The sequence below is a fragment of the Pseudomonas protegens CHA0 genome (assembly GCF_000397205.1).
In the GTDB taxonomy this organism is placed as follows: Bacteria; Pseudomonadota; Gammaproteobacteria; order Pseudomonadales; family Pseudomonadaceae; genus Aquipseudomonas; species Aquipseudomonas protegens.
On the sequence record NC_021237.1, the window covers coordinates 2,964,458 to 2,978,780 of the forward strand.

The window sequence follows — 14,323 nt, forward strand, 5'->3', positions numbered from 1 at the left end:
CCGATGAACTTTCCTGAAATTCCCGACTTTCTTGGCTGCCGCACGCCCGACGCCTGGGTCCAGGCGGCCCTGGCCGACCAGGAAACCCTGCTGATCGACCACAAGAACTGCGAGTTCAAGGCCGCCAGCACCGCCTTGAGCCTGATCGCCAAGTACCACGCCCATGTCGACCTGATCAACATGATGTCGCGCCTGGCCCGGGAAGAGCTGGTGCACCATGAGCAGGTCCTGCGCCTGATGAAGAAGCGCAAGGTCGAGCTGCGCCAGTTGCATGCCGGGCGCTATGCCTCGGGCCTGCGCAAGGTAGTGCGCAGCCACGAGCCGGTGAAGCTGGTGGACACCCTGGTGGTGGGCGCCTTTATCGAAGCCCGCAGCTGCGAGCGTTTCGAAGCCCTGGTGCCGCACCTGGACGAGGAGCTGGGCAAGTTCTACTTCGGCCTGCTCAAAAGCGAGGCCCGGCACTACCAGGGCTACCTGAAGCTGGCCTATCAGTATGGCGACGCCAAGGACATCGCCCAGGTCATCGACCGGGTGCGGGCGGCGGAGCAGGAACTGATCGAGTCGCCGGATCCGGAGTTCCGTTTTCACAGTGGCGTGCCGGCCTGGTGAACGACTGCCCTTGTGTAAAAGCAGGGGCAAATTGTTAAAAACTCTTAAAAGAATGAAATATCGCGCAAAACCGCTGCAAGTCCCGGGTTTTGTGGCTTGCGTTATCCTTTCCTTAACCTCTTGCCCCCTATAATGCGCGCGCACAAATTGTGCGTTCACAGATTGGCAAATATGGAAAACCTGGGTCTTGGCAAGGTGTTGCTGGTGGAAGATGACGAGAAGCTCGCCGGGCTGATCGCGCATTTTCTGTCCCAGCACGGCTTTGAAGTGCTGACGGTCCACCGCGGCGATACCGCCCTGGCGGCATTTCTCGAATTCAAACCGAAACTGGTGGTGCTCGACCTGATGCTGCCCGGCCAGAGCGGCCTGCACGTGTGCCGGGAGATCCGCGCCGTTGCGGACACCCCCATCGTCATCCTCACCGCCAAGGAAGACGACCTGGACCACATTCTCGGCCTGGAATCCGGCGCCGATGACTACGTGATCAAGCCTATAAAACCGGCGGTGCTGCTGGCGCGCCTGCGGGCCCTGCAACGGCGCCAGGTGCCGGAAACCACCACCCTGCGCGGGGCCCTGGCATTCGGCGTGCTGAGCATCGACCGCAACAGCCGCGAGGTGCGCCTGGCGGGCGAGCCGGTGGAACTGACCACCATGGAATTCGAGCTGCTCTGGCTGCTGGCCAGCGCGCCGGGCAAGACCCTGTCCCGGGACGACATCCTCAACCGCATGCGCGGCATCGAGTTCGACGGCCTCAACCGCAGTGTCGACGTCTACATCAGCAAGCTGCGGGGCAAGCTCAAGGACAACCCGCGCGAGCCGGTGTGCATCAAGACCGTGTGGGGCAAGGGCTACCTGTTCAATCCGTTCGCCTGGGAGGTTTGAATGCTGCGTCTGTTTCTGGGGCTCTACCTGTTCCTGGCCCTGGGCTTCGCCGGGGCCATGACCGCGGTGCAACACATCTTCATCAACTACCTGGCCGCCGACCTGATCGAGTCCTACAACCGCGATGCGGTGCGCGGGCCGGCTTACAGCCTGAGCGAACAGTTGCGGCCGTTCGACGAGGCCGGGCGTCAACAGCAGCTGGAGCAGCTCAAGCCGCACTACGGGCTGCTGCTCAAACTGGTGCAGGCCGACGACCTGGACATGAGCGTGCGTGAACAGGCCCTGCTGGATTCCAACCAGTTGGTGGTGCGCGAGGAGTTCACCGAATTCATCGGCAGCATCGACGGCGGCAAGCAACTGTTGAGCATCAAGCTGCCGGAAGACCCGCCCCTGACCCTGCTCTACAACATCGCCGCCTATGCCTTGCTCGGCGCGCTGCTGGCCATCGTCCTGTACTTCTGGGTGCGCCCGCACTGGCGCGACCTGGAGCGCCTGCGCCTGGCCGCCGAACGTTTTGGCGACAACGACCTGGGCACCCGGCTGCACCTGTCGCGGCGTTCCAACATCCGCGACCTGGCCCAGCACTTCAACCGCATGGCGGCGCGCATCGAGGGGCTGATCGCCAATCAGCGCGAGTTGACCAACGCGGTGTCCCACGAACTGCGCACGCCCATCGCCCGGCTGTCCTTCGAGCTGGACCAGTTGCAGCAACAGCCAGATCCGGATGAAAACCGCGAGTTGATCGCCGACATGTATGCCGACCTCGGCGAGCTGGAGGAAATGGTCTCCGAACTCCTCAGCTACGCCAGCCTGGAACATGGCGCGGCCACCATCAACCGGGAAAACATCCAGGCCCAGAGCTGGCTCGACAGCGTGGTCGGCAGCGTGGCCCTGGAGGCCGAGGCGGCCGGGGTGCAACTGCTGATCCGTTCCTGCCAGGTGGAGTACGTGCGCATCGAACCGCGCTTCATGGCCCGGGCAGTGATCAACCTGCTGCGCAACGCCATCCGCTACGCCGACCGCCGGGTCGAGGTGTCCCTGGTGCGCCTGGAGCATGGCTACGAAGTGCGGGTCAACGATGATGGTCCCGGGGTGCCGGTGGATGGCCGGGAGAAGATCTTCGAGCCGTTTTCCCGTCTCGACGCCAGCCGTGACCGGCGTACCGGCGGTTTCGGCCTGGGCCTGGCGCTGGTGCGGCGGGTCTCGCAATGGCACGGCGGCAAGGTCGAAGTGGCGGATTCGGAGTGGGGCGGTGCCTCGTTCCGCATGACCTGGGCCCACCTCGACTGAGGTTCGCGCGCAGCCCTGAACCTGCGCAGCAACGCGGCCCGTGATCACGGGCCGCGCGCTCCCTTTCTTAGAAACTGTACTCAAGTTGAGTGGCGATGCTGGTCTGCATGCGCCGGTCGACGATCGGGCTGTCGCCGGCTTCCTTGCTCAGGTACTTCATCGACAGCAGGGTCGAGACCTTGGTCTGCTCATTGAGGGGCAGGGTCCAGGCCAGGTCGGCGCCGCTGCTGACCCGTCCACCCTTGGCCCGGTAGGCGCCGAAGCGGCTGTGGGCCGCCTGGGTGTCGCTCACCCCGTACCAGGTCTGCATGTAGTCGGCGTTGCCGAACAGGCTGTTGAGGCTGGCATCCAGGCTGCCGAAGCGGCCCTGGTAGAGGTTGCTGCCAATGCTCAGTTCCAGTGCGCTGTAGGCCGAGCCGGTGTCGCGGTTATCGTTCTTCTTCACCGCGTGGGTCAGGGTGGCGCCCAGTTCGAACGGCCCCAGGTCATAGCCCAGGTGCGCGCCGAACTGTGCCCGGGTCTTTATTTCGCCCATGCCCTTGAGGCGCTTGGAACCCTGGCCCAGGTGGTTCTTGTCGCGCCGTGATTCGCTCGGGCCGACCCAGGTACTGAACGACAGGTCGCCCCATTCGTTGCCCCAGCCCAGGCCCTGGTCGGTATTGAGGAACACGCCCCAGGGGCTGATGATCTCACCGCCGAGAATCGGCGCCAGGGCGCGTTCGTCACTGCCGCTGTAGCGCGGCACGCTGGCCACCCCGGCGTGCACGCCGTACTTCCAGTCCTCGGCGTGCAGCGTGCCGCAGACCGAGCTCAGGCCCAGGGTGCCGGCCCACAAGGCGGCGGTGGTGGAGTGTTTCAGGGTTTTCATGAAGGGTCAGAACCTCAGGTGGTTGGCGTTATAGGTGCGTTTGAATGAGTAGCCCAGGACGTTCACGCCGTTGACCTGGCGGCGCACGGTGTCGCCCAGGCCCGGGCCGTTGCCGGCGATCACCGCGTGGGCGTTGTCCACCGGGGCGAGGATGTAGTCGGTGAGGGGACGGCCTTGCTGCAGGCTGCGGATCATCAGGAAGCCGTCCTCCAGGGCGATGTCCATGCCGTTGATGGGCGGTTCGCCGGGAGCGTCGCTCAGAGCCTGGTAGGTGCCGACCGTGGCCAGCCAGTTGTCCGTCAGGGGCACCGGCTCGATCCGTTCTCCCACCGCCAGTAACTGGCCGTGGCTCTTGGCGGTGAACACCCGATGGCCCTGGACCTGCATCACGTCCAGTTGCAGTTGCCCCAGCGGGCCCAGGTCCTGGGGCCAGAGCCCGAGGCGCTTCTTGCGCACCCGCAGCCAGCCCTGTTCGTCCCGCAGCAGTTCGTAGCGCTCGCCGGCCAGCTCGGCGTACAGGCGCTGGTGCTGGTCGCGGATCCGCAGCACACCCCAGCGGGTGGCATAGAAGCCCGCCAGGTGCCGGCGATCCGCCGCTTGCGGAACCCGACGTTGCTGAGCCTGGGGGGCCGTGGCCGGTGGCGGTGGCGGGGCGCCGTGGGCCTGCAGCAGCATGCGCAGCACCTGGGGCACCAGGGGCTGGGCCAGGGCCTCGCCGCTGTCGGAATTGCTCATCACGATCACCGCCAGCTGCTGCTCGGCCAGCACGCTGATCCGGGCATGAAAGCCCTCGCCGAAACCGCTTTGCTGCCAGGTGCGCATATCTGGCCGGACCCATTCCTCACCGCAGGGCGACAGGAACCAGCCAAGGCCTACCTGGCAGTCGAAATCCAGCGGGTTGCCGGCGTTCTGCGTGCGCACCATTTCGTCGATGGATGCCGCCGAGAGCAGTTGGCGGTCCTGGTACCGGCCCTGGGCGAACAGCATGCGCACGTAGCGGCTCAGGTCCCGCGGGCTGCTCCACAGGCCCTGGGCGGAAAGGTCGCGGACCAGCGCATCGCTGCTGACACCGTCTTCATAGCCTCTTGCCCGGTAGGGCTGGGCGCGGCTGTCCCCGACAAAGCTCGACTGGCTCATGCCCAGTGGGCGCAGCAGGCTCTTCTGCAACTGCTGTTCGAAATCCACGCCGCTGCTGCGCTCCACCGCTGCCCCGAGCAGGGCATAACCGAGGTTGGAGTAGGCGGTCTGGGTTCCCGGAGCGTTGCTCAGCCACAGCCCGCTGAGCTTTCCCGGCAGTTCGTCGAGGGCGTTGGGGGTGCGTGCGTCGCGCAGGTATTCGCTGGGAATGCCGCCCTGGTGGCTGAGCAGGCGGCGCAGAGTCACGGCCCGGTCGGCGGCGTTCTGGTCCTCGTGGAAGCGCGAGCGGACGTAGAACTCCCTGAGGGTGTCCTGCAGCGGCGCATCCAGTTGCAGGCGCCCTTGTTCCACCAGTTGCATCACCGCCGTGGCAGTCAGCAATTGCGACAGGGCTCCGGCGCGAAACGCGGTGTTTTCGGTCACTTGCAGGCCCCGGGCCTGGTCGGCGAAGCCAAAGCCCCGGGCCCAGATCAGTTGCTGGCCGTCCACCAGGGCGATGGACAGCCCGGGCACCTGATGTTCGGCCATCTGTTGCGGGATGTACTGCTTCAGGTAGCCGATGATGCTGGCGTAATCGCCGGGCGCGATGGGCGGCGGCGCCGGAGGCTGGCCGTTGCAGCCGAGGTTGCTCAAGAGCAGGCCCACCAGCGGCAGGCCGAGAAGTTTGCGGGACATGCAGCACCCGAGGGCCAATTGGATCAGCGGATGCTAGGGAAGGGGGGCGTGGCAGTCTTTGACAGCTTTGTCGGGAAACTGTCAAAGACTGTTAAGCCCCGGTTGCGCTCAGGCCTCCAGCCCCAGGCGCTGGTGCCACTGGGCAATCGATTCCTCGGGGTATTCGGCGAACTGCAGGTCGTGCGCCCCAGCATCGACCTCGACCCAGGGCGCCCTGGAGTCGAGCATCAGGTGGGTGTGCTGCGGCGGCACCGGCAACGGGGTGTCGATGGCCGAGGCAAAAGGATGGATCAGCTCCGGCCATTGCGGGCTGAACAGCCACAGCCCGGAGCCGCAGCGCCCGCAGAAGTGCCGTTCGGCGCTGCTGCTGTGGGCCCGGGCGGCACCGGCGGGCTTGAGCCGGGCATGGTAGATGACGATGTGCTTGCGCCCGCGTACCTTGAGGCTGGCCGCATCGCCCCCCAGGTTGATGGCGTAGCCGCCACCGCCCTGGGTCTTGCGGCAGATCGAGCAGTAGCAGCGCTGGTAGGGATAGGGATGGCGGCTGGACAGGCTGAAGTGCACGGCGCCGCAATGGCAGGAGCCCTGGAGTTGCATGGGGTACCTCCACGAATCAACGGGTGGATTGCACAGGCTAGCCGCTGTGCGAGCAGCTGTCGTGACGCGGTGCTGATGAAATTTTCACATGTGGCCGGCTAAGCTGCGCGCCTCTTTGGGGAGTAACCTGCCACCGCGCCCTGCGGTGGCGCCCGTATCAACATTCTCGGCAACCTGCCGTGGTACGGGCACCGTTTCGGTTGGTGAGACCATCGACATACCTGCGCTGAAGTCGGGCGCGTGGGCATGTCGTGGACTCAAGCCCGACCGGAAGACTCAACGTGAACCCAGCCTCGATCATCTTTCTCGCCTTCGCCATGTCCACCGATGCCTTCGCCGCCGCGGTGGGCAAGGGTTCGGCCATGCTCAAGCCGCGCCTGCTGGAAGCTTTGCGCATCGGCCTGATCTTCGGCGTCATTGAAGCCATCACCCCGGTGGTGGGCTGGTTCATCGGCCAGGCCGCGACTCAATGGGTGGCCAACTGGGACCACTGGATCGCCTTCAGCCTGCTGCTGTTGCTGGGCCTGCACATGATCTACAACGGCACCCGCCAGCAGGCTGAGGCCGAGGAAGAAAAACCGCGCCAGCACGGCTTCTGGCTGCTGGCGGTGACCGGCCTGGCCACCAGCATCGATGCCCTGGCGGTGGGGGTGGGGCTGGCGTTCGTCAACGTCAACATCTGGGTCGCGGCCAGCGCCATCGGCCTGGCCACCATGACCATGGTCACCCTGGGAGTGATGCTGGGCCGCGCCATTGGCACGGTGATGGGCCAGCGCGCCGAAGTGCTGGGCGGGGTGGTGCTGATCATCGTCGGCTCGGGAATTCTCTACGAGCACCTGTCGGCTGTGGCTTGACTTCAGTATCGGCGGCGGGGCCCGGATCTGCGGGCAATGCGGCCGCGCCTCGGGCCGAGGCGCGGAGCGCTCTGGCGTTACAGCGCCAGGCTGTGGATCACCTGGGTGGCGTCATCGGGGTCGATGGCGCTGCGCATGCCCAGCTGTTTTGCCAGGCGGCGCATGCTGTAGTTGGCGGCGGAATCCACCGAGTACATCTGCTGGAAACCGTTGTTGCGGGCTTCGTCGATCAGGTGCTGCATCAATAGCGCGCCGAGGCCCTTGCCTTGCCACTCATCGGCGATGGTCACGGCGAACTCGCAATGCAAGGGCTGCTCGTCGACCTGGGCGTAGCGGCTGATACCCACTTCCCGCAGTTCGCCGTTGTCGTGGACCAGGGCCACATAAGCCACCCGCTGCGGCGTGCCGACATCCATCAGTTGATTGAGCAGTTGCTCGCCCACTTCCTTGATCTCACCGAGAAAGCGCTGGTGCCGGGTGGCCGGGGAGAGGTTTTCGATAAAGGCCTTTTCCCGCTCCCGGTCCTGGGGCCGCAGCGGGCGGATCAGCACATGGCTGCCATCGTTCAGGGCGTCGATCCAGTATTGGCCTTGCTGCGCCGGGAACGGCGGGTGGGCGAGGGTATCGAGAGCGGTGCTGGGCATGGTCAAGTCTCCGCGGAGCCAAAGGGCGGGCTGCACACACAGCCCTGATTGGCTTCAGGTTTACTCCGCTGGTGAGGCGGGCACTTGATCGGCATCAATGTCTTTGCTTGCGCTGCCGGCCAGGGCGATCACCGGTCACGGCCCGTTCAAGCCGCCACCGCTGGTGGCGTACAGGCATTTGGCTATTGATGCTAGCGCCTAATGTTCTTTTTCCTGGCGCGTTGCCGTGAGAGCGCTGATCTACGCTCTCGAACAGCCAAGGGAGGAGTCAGGATATGGAGCATCAACAAGATAAGAATCGTTTGCAGCGGCAGGTTTCCTACATTGCTATCAGTGTTGGTCTGGCGCTTCTGGGCGGCGTTTCGAACGCCGCCCCGGTGTCGATAACCGTATCGCCCGAGGTACCCGCCGATATACCCGGGGGGGCATCCCAGGCAACGTTGGCACAGGCTGCGGCCTTCGCCTGGCAGGAGTTCATCGCTCTCAACTGGCCGGCCCTGGGCGGGCAGCGCGATGTGCCCGATATCCGCCAGCCTTTCGGCAGCCAGGGCGTGCCTCTGGTGTGGCATACGTACCGAAGCAAGGTTGAGATCTTTCCGGGCAAGGGCAGTGCCAACGTCGGCCCCCCGGGCTACAAGCCTGATGGCGCTCCCAGTTATGGTTATGGCACTGCGCCAACCTATGACTACAGTTTTACCGTGCCTGCCTGCTCTGGCCAGATCGCACCCAAACTGCCGGCCTGGATCAACCTCGACGAAAGCACCCAGATCGGCCTCGACCAGATGTATGCCGGTGTTGTTCCGGCGACTCCCACCGGAGGCAATTCCAACCCCCAGCTGGTGCGCTTCCTGGCCAAGGCCAATCAGGTGCAATACACCTACGTCGCCGCCAACCAGTTCTGGTACGCCAACCCCGCGCTGGCACAAGCCGCGCGGAACTTCTTCAACGCGGTCAAGCAGACACCTCCGACTTTCCCCAGCGCGCCGCGGGTCAACTTTCCCAACGGCACCATTGAGGTCAAGTCCGCCTGGCGCCAGCTGGGCCCCGGCGAGGACCCCTCGCGATTCCACAGGCAGACGGTGCGCTTCTATGAGCAACCACCGGGCAAGGGCACCTGCTATTTCGAGGCGCAATGGGCGATGGTGGCGTTGCACATCATCCAGAAGACCCCCACGGCCCCGAGTTTTATCTACGCGACCTTCGAACAGGCCGACAACATCCTGCTGCCCAGTGGCAAGCCGCTTGAGGATGAGAACGGCCGCATCATCAATCCAGCGCCGGGCCCTATGCCCACCAATCCCGGCCTGAGTTACCAGGACGACCCCAACAACCCTCAAGTCAAGGCCCAGGGGGCCTTCTGCAAGCCCGGCAAGCAACTGTATCTGCGCGAGATTGCCAAAGGCGGTACTCCGGCGGGCGGCCCGATCTGCATCAACCAGCGCTATGAGCCGATTGCGGCTGACGTGATTCAGGTCAATCAGGCGGCGCATCAGGCTATCCAGAGCTATAGCCAGGCCAAGAATGTCAAGAATTCGCCCTGGCAGTACTACAAGCTGGTCTCGGTCCAGGCCCAGCCGTTCGACACCACGCAGCTATCGAAAACCGATCCCAGCCACTCTGCCGCGGTGTACTACCAGGCCAATATCATGGTTGAAACGGACTATACCCTGCAGCAATTCAGGGGCCGGATTGCTGCTAACGGTGCTCCGACTTCCTTCCAGGCCGCAGGTGCGCCACCCCCTCCGAACGTGTTCGCCCAATCCGCCGGTTCCGCCGCTGTGCATGGGGTGAACATGGGAGGCTGCATGGGTTGCCATGGCAATGCCCAGGTGGCCGGCTTCGATTTCAGTTTCATCCTCAAAGGCGGCAACGTTCGGGCTCCCGAGACGGCAGGGGCTGAGTCGGCGGCAGCGGCCAGCCAGCGTTATCTGCAATTGTTCACCCCATCTAGCACAGGGAAATAGTCATGGCACTCAACACCTTCAAGGATGTACAGAACCTGCTCGATGCCTTCGTTGCGCAGAACAACCTGCCGATCTCCGGAGCGCCTCACGGGGCCTTCTGGCAGACCTCCTACCAGTCGTTCGTGACCGGTAATGTGCCGGGTATCCAAAACCCGGAAACAGGGCAGGCGGTACCTATCCTGGTCAAAGGCGATGGCGCGCATTCCAACCTGATTTATGCCCTGAGCGGTACCCCGGGCACCCCCTGGGGGCCGGATGGGGATTTTGGCCAGATGCCCCCCGGCGGCCCCTTTCTGCCTCAGGCCCAGATCGACGAACTGAGTGCCTGGATCAGCCAGGGTTGCCCGCAATAGAAGGTTCCTGGCTGGCCGGCATCAGCGTCGCGATCAGCGCCCGCACGCTGCCGGGCAGGGCCTCCAGTTCGCGGACGATGATGCTGCGTTCGCGCACGGCCCAGCTTTCATCCAGCATCACCGTCACCAGCTGCATGGTGCGGCTGTGCCGCAAGGCCGCGGACTCGGGAATGATGCCGATGCCGACCCCGGCTTCCACCATGCGGCAGATCGCTTCGAAGCTCGACACCTGGATGCGCAGCGAGAGTTGCTTGCCCAGGCGCTCCACATGCTCGCGCAGGAAGGTCAAGAGGGTGCTGCCTTCATGCAGGCCGATGTGCTGGTAGGCCAGGGTCTGTTCCAGGGTCACCGACGCCTGCCCCGACAGCGGGTGGCCCACGGGCACCATCAGCACCAGGTGGTCGGTGCTGAAGTGCAGCACCTGCAGGCCGCTGGCTTCCACCGGGCCGGCGATGATGCCCATGTCGCTGGTGCCGTCCAGCACACCGCGAACGATGTCCCGGGACAGGCGCTCCTGCAGGTCCACCGTGACTCCCGGGCGTACCGAGAGAAATTTCGCCAGCACTTCCGGCAAGAATTCGGTGACCGCCGTGGTGTTGGCGAAGATGCGGATGTGCCCGGAGGAATCACCGCCGTACTGGGTGAATTCGCTTTTCAGGTAATCCACCTGGCGCATGATCAGCCGCGCGTGCTGCAGCAGCCGCTCGCCGGCGGGGGTGACTTCCACGCCGCGGCTGTCGCGGTACAGCAGGCGGGTTTCGAGCTGGCTTTCCAGGGCCTTGATCCGCGCGCTGGCGGCCGCTGGCGAGAGGAAGGCGCGGCGCGCGCCCTGGGTCAGGCTGGGGGATTCGGCAATATGGATAAACAGGCGCAGGTCCGCCAGATCGAAATGCATGTCCGGGCTCCTGAAGGCAGGGGTAGGGGCGAATGGCGTTCAGCATAAACGAACGCCGGTTTATAGAAATGCAAATTCTCCATACGCGCCAGCCCCTTGCATGATGGCCGCCATCACCTTCGTGCCACAGGACCCTGCCACCATGAGTGCCACCGACCCCAGCGCCTGGATCGGCCGCAGCCAGCGGATCGACGACCACCTCAGCCATAACCTGCTGGCCCGCATCGCCGCCACGTTCGGCCAGCCCGCCCCGGCCCCGGGCGAGGCCCTGCCGCCGTTGTGGCACTGGTGTTTCTTCCAGCAGCCACAGCCGGCCTCGGCCCTGGGCGGCGACGGGCACCCGGCGCGGGGCGGTTTCCTGCCGCCGGCGGCCAACCGCAACCGCATGTGGGCCGGTGGCCGCCTGGCGTTTCACCGGCCGCTGCGGGCCGGCGCAGAGGCCAGTTGCACCAGTACCATCCTCCAGGTCGAGGAAAAGGCCGGGCGCACCGGCAAGCTGCTGTTCGTCACCCTGTGCCACGAATATTTTCAGGACGGCCAACTGGCGCTGCGCGAAGAACAGGACATCGTCTACCGCGAAGCGTCCCCGCCGAAAATGAGCAGTGGCGAGCTGCTGCCCGAAGGCGACTGGCGCGAGCCGGTGGAGCCCACGCCGACCCTGCTGTTTCGCTACAGCGCGGTGACCTTCAACGGCCATCGCATCCACTACGACTATCCCTACGTCACCGCCACCGAGGGCTACCCGGGGCTGGTGGTGCACGGCCCGCTGATCGCCACCCTGAGCCTGGGGGCCTTCTGCCGGGCCCACCCCGAGGCGCGCCTGCGCCATTTCGCCTACCGCGGCCTGCGGCCCTTGATTGCCCCGCAGCCTTTCGAGGTCGGCGGGCGCATCAGCGCCCCTGGCCACGCCGAACTGTGGGCCGGCGACGGCTCCGGGCTGGCCCAGCGCGGCGAAGTGCAGTTCGACTGAATTCCAACAATAAGCAAAGGCGGAGTGCCGATTGATGACCCCCCATGACACTGAAGAACTCAATGCCATCCGTGAAGGCGTGCGTGCCCTGTGCGCCGAATTCGACGCCGCCTACTGGCGCGGCATCGATGAGCGCAAGGGCTTCCCGGAAGCCTTCGTCAAGGCCCTGACCGAGGCCGGCTGGCTGGCGGCGATGATCCCTGCCGAGTACGGCGGCTCCGGCCTGGGGCTGGCCGAAGCCTCGGTGATCCTCGAAGAGGTGAACCGCTGCGGCGGCAACTCCGGCACCGTGCACGGGCAGATGTACAACATGTTCACCCTGCTGCGCCACGGCAGCCAGGCGCAGAAGCACTACTACCTGCCCAAGCTCGCCAGCGGCGAACTGCGCCTGCAATCGATGGGCGTCACCGAGCCCACCACCGGCACCGACACCACCAAGATCAAGACCACTGCCATCCGCCGCGGCGACAAGTACGTGATCAACGGGCAGAAGGTGTGGATCTCGCGCATTCAGCATTCCGACCTGATGATCCTGCTGGCCCGCACCACGCCGCTGGCCGAGGTGCGCAAGAAGTCCGAAGGCATGTCGATCTTCCTGGTGGACCTGCGCCAGGCCATCGGCAACGGCCTGACCGTGCAGCCCATTGCCAACATGGTCAACCACGAGACCAACGAGCTGTTCTTCGACAACCTGGAGCTGCCCGCCGACAGCCTGATCGGCGAGGAGGGCAAGGGCTTCAAGTACATCCTCGACGGCCTCAACGCCGAGCGCACGCTGATCGCCGCCGAATGCATCGGCGATGGCCGCTGGTTCATCGACAAGGCCAGCGCCTATGCCCGCGACCGGGTGGTGTTCGGCCGGCCCATCGGCCAGAACCAGGGCGTGCAGTTCCCGATTGCCGAGGCCCATATCGAGATCGAGGCCGCCGACCTGATGCGCTGGCGCGCCTGCGAGGAATACGACAGCGGGGGCAACGCCGGGGCCAGCGCCAACATGGCCAAGTACCTGGCGGCCAAGGCTTCCTGGGAAGCGGCCAACGCCTGCCTGCAGACCCACGGCGGCTTCGGCTTTGCCTGCGAGTACGACGTCGAGCGCAAATTCCGCGAGACCCGGCTGTACCAGGTGGCGCCGATCTCCACCAACCTGATCCTGTCCTACGTCGCCGAGCATTTGCTGGAGCTGCCCCGCAGCTTCTAAGGAGCCCCCATGAGCCATACCCACGATCTGGCCGGGTTCCTCGCCGGCCTGCGCTACGCCGACCTGCCGGAAAGCGTCCTGCTGCGCACCCAAGAGCTGTTCCTCGACTGGCTGGGCTCGGCCCTGGCGGCCCAGGGCGCGCACCCGATCCCCTTGTTCGAGGCCTATGCCCGGCACATGGGCCCGGCCAGTGGCCCGGCGCGCATCCTGGTCAATGGGGCCGGCAGCTCGGCGTATTTCGCCGCCCTGGTCAACGCCGCCTCCTCGCACCTGGTGGAGCAGGACGACCTGCACAACAGCTCCGTGCTGCACCCGGCCACCGTGGTGTTCCCGGCGGCGCTGGCGGCGGCCCAGGACCTGGGCAAGTCCGGCCGCGAGCTGCTGCTGGCGGCGGTGGCCGGTTATGAGGCAGGGATCCGCATCGGCGAATTCATGGGCCGTTCCCACTACCGGATCTTCCACACCACGGCCACCGTCGGCACCCTGGCCGCTGCGGTGGCGGTGGGCAAGCTGATGGAATTCGACAGCGAGCAGTTCATCAACCTGCTGGGCAGCGCCGGGACCCAGGCCGCCGGGCTCTGGGAGTTTCTGCGCGACGCCGCCGACTCCAAGCAATTGCACACCGCCAAGGCCGCCGCCGATGGCCTGCTGGCCGCCTACCTGACCCGGGACGGCCTGAGCGGCGCGCGCAATATCCTCGAGGGCGAGCAGGGCATGGCGGCCGGCATGTCCCGGGATGCCGAACCGGCACTGCTCAGTGCCCGCCTGGGCAGCCGCTGGGCGCTGCTGGAAACCTCGTTCAAGTTCCACGCCTCGTGCCGCCACACCCATCCCGCCGCCGATGCCTTGCTTGAGGTGATGCAGCGCGAAGGCCTGGAACACGGGCAGATTGCCCGGGTGCTGACCCGGGTGCACCAGGGCGCCATCGATGTGCTGGGCCGGGTCCAGGTGCCGCAGACCGTGCACCAGGCCAAGTTCTCCATGGGCACCGTGCTCGGCCTGATCGCCGTGCACGGCAAGGCCGGGTTGCCGGAGTTCCAGCGCCATGGGCTGAACGACCCCCGGGTCGCGGCGTTTCGCGACAAGGTCGGCATGCAGCTGGACCCTGAAGTCGATGCGGCCTATCCAGCGCGCTGGCTGGGCCGGGTCGAGGTGCAGTGCGTGGACGGCCGCACCCTGCACGGCGCCATCGATGAGCCCAAGGGTGACCCGGGCAATGGCCTGTCCCGGGCCGAGCTGGAAGACAAGTTCCAGCGCCTGCTGCAGTTCTCCGGTGCCCGCACCCCGGAGCAGGGCAATGCCTTGATCCGCCGGGTCTGGGCCCTGCGGGACGCTGCCGACCTCAACTCACTGCTCTGAATGCCCGACATCGAACAGGGCGAGGACC

14 protein-coding genes and 1 riboswitch are annotated in these 14,323 nt (G+C 65.6%); of the genes, 9 read left to right on the forward strand and 5 right to left on the reverse strand.

Features of this window, described 5'->3' with window-relative positions; genetic code table 11:
• Positions 1-3: 3 nt before the first annotated feature.
• The 3 genes from PFLCHA0_RS13520 to PFLCHA0_RS13530 all read left to right on the forward strand — a co-directional run bounded on the left by PFLCHA0_RS13520 (position 4) and on the right by PFLCHA0_RS13530 (position 2,781).
• Positions 4-609 carry a MiaE family protein gene (locus PFLCHA0_RS13520; RefSeq protein WP_011060932.1) on the forward strand — a complete coding sequence of 202 codons (606 nt, stop codon included), beginning with the start codon at positions 4-6 and terminating at the stop codon, positions 607-609.
• A gap of 171 nt (positions 610-780) precedes the next feature.
• The gene (locus PFLCHA0_RS13525) at positions 781-1,491 is read left to right on the forward strand and encodes a winged helix-turn-helix domain-containing protein (RefSeq protein ID WP_011060933.1); all 711 of its coding nucleotides are present in this window, start codon (positions 781-783) and stop codon (positions 1,489-1,491) included.
• On the forward strand, positions 1,492-2,781 hold the full coding sequence (locus tag PFLCHA0_RS13530) for an ATP-binding protein (RefSeq protein ID WP_015635345.1): 1,290 nt from the start codon (positions 1,492-1,494) through the stop codon (positions 2,779-2,781).
• A gap of 67 nt (positions 2,782-2,848) precedes the next feature.
• Here PFLCHA0_RS13530 and PFLCHA0_RS13535 read toward each other — a convergent pair whose 3' ends face one another.
• The 3 genes from PFLCHA0_RS13535 to PFLCHA0_RS13545 form a co-directional block, all read right to left on the reverse strand.
• Entirely contained in the window at positions 2,849-3,649 is an 801-nt protein-coding gene (locus tag PFLCHA0_RS13535) for a MipA/OmpV family protein (RefSeq protein WP_011060935.1), read from the reverse strand.
• 6 nt (positions 3,650-3,655) lie between these two features.
• A complete protein-coding gene (locus PFLCHA0_RS13540) occupies positions 3,656-5,461 on the reverse strand; it encodes a serine hydrolase domain-containing protein (protein WP_015635346.1) in 1,806 nt (601 codons plus the stop codon).
• 108 nt (positions 5,462-5,569) lie between these two features.
• Positions 5,570-6,058 carry a GFA family protein gene (locus PFLCHA0_RS13545; protein WP_011060937.1) on the reverse strand — a complete coding sequence of 163 codons (489 nt, stop codon included), beginning with the start codon at positions 6,056-6,058 and terminating at the stop codon, positions 5,570-5,572.
• 110 nt (positions 6,059-6,168) lie between these two features.
• Positions 6,169-6,329, forward strand: a riboswitch (yybP-ykoY riboswitch).
• A gap of 10 nt (positions 6,330-6,339) precedes the next feature.
• Here PFLCHA0_RS13545 and mntP point away from each other — a divergent pair.
• Positions 6,340-6,912, forward strand: coding sequence for a manganese efflux pump MntP (gene mntP / locus PFLCHA0_RS13550; protein ID WP_019093782.1), 573 nt, complete (start codon positions 6,340-6,342; stop codon positions 6,910-6,912).
• Positions 6,913-6,989: 77 nt separating this feature from the next.
• Here mntP and PFLCHA0_RS13555 read toward each other — a convergent pair whose 3' ends face one another.
• Positions 6,990-7,556, reverse strand: coding sequence for a GNAT family N-acetyltransferase (locus tag PFLCHA0_RS13555; RefSeq protein WP_015635348.1), 567 nt, complete (start codon positions 7,554-7,556; stop codon positions 6,990-6,992).
• A gap of 440 nt (positions 7,557-7,996) precedes the next feature.
• Between PFLCHA0_RS13555 and PFLCHA0_RS13560 the strand changes: the two genes are divergently transcribed.
• Entirely contained in the window at positions 7,997-9,520 is a 1,524-nt protein-coding gene (locus PFLCHA0_RS13560; RefSeq protein ID WP_230493593.1) for a hypothetical protein, read from the forward strand.
• A gap of 2 nt (positions 9,521-9,522) precedes the next feature.
• Positions 9,523-9,873, forward strand: coding sequence for a hypothetical protein (locus tag PFLCHA0_RS13565; RefSeq protein WP_011060941.1), 351 nt, complete (start codon positions 9,523-9,525; stop codon positions 9,871-9,873).
• Here PFLCHA0_RS13565 and PFLCHA0_RS13570 read toward each other — a convergent pair.
• On the reverse strand, positions 9,851-10,768 hold the full coding sequence (locus PFLCHA0_RS13570) for a LysR family transcriptional regulator (protein WP_015635350.1): 918 nt from the start codon (positions 10,766-10,768) through the stop codon (positions 9,851-9,853). The genes PFLCHA0_RS13565 and PFLCHA0_RS13570 overlap by 23 nt on opposite strands.
• Positions 10,769-10,910: 142 nt before the next feature.
• Between PFLCHA0_RS13570 and PFLCHA0_RS13575 the strand changes: the two genes are divergently transcribed.
• From PFLCHA0_RS13575 to PFLCHA0_RS13585, 3 genes are read left to right on the forward strand one after another with little or no spacing between them, the layout of a single operon-like run.
• Entirely contained in the window at positions 10,911-11,738 is an 828-nt protein-coding gene (locus tag PFLCHA0_RS13575; RefSeq protein WP_041752747.1) for an HTD2 family dehydratase, read from the forward strand.
• Between the two features lie 34 nt (positions 11,739-11,772).
• Positions 11,773-12,936, forward strand: a complete 1,164-nt coding sequence (locus tag PFLCHA0_RS13580; protein ID WP_015635352.1) for an acyl-CoA dehydrogenase family protein — start codon at positions 11,773-11,775, stop codon at positions 12,934-12,936.
• 9 nt (positions 12,937-12,945) lie between these two features.
• On the forward strand, positions 12,946-14,295 hold the full coding sequence (locus tag PFLCHA0_RS13585) for an MmgE/PrpD family protein (RefSeq protein ID WP_015635353.1): 1,350 nt from the start codon (positions 12,946-12,948) through the stop codon (positions 14,293-14,295).
• Positions 14,296-14,323 lie beyond the last annotated feature (28 nt).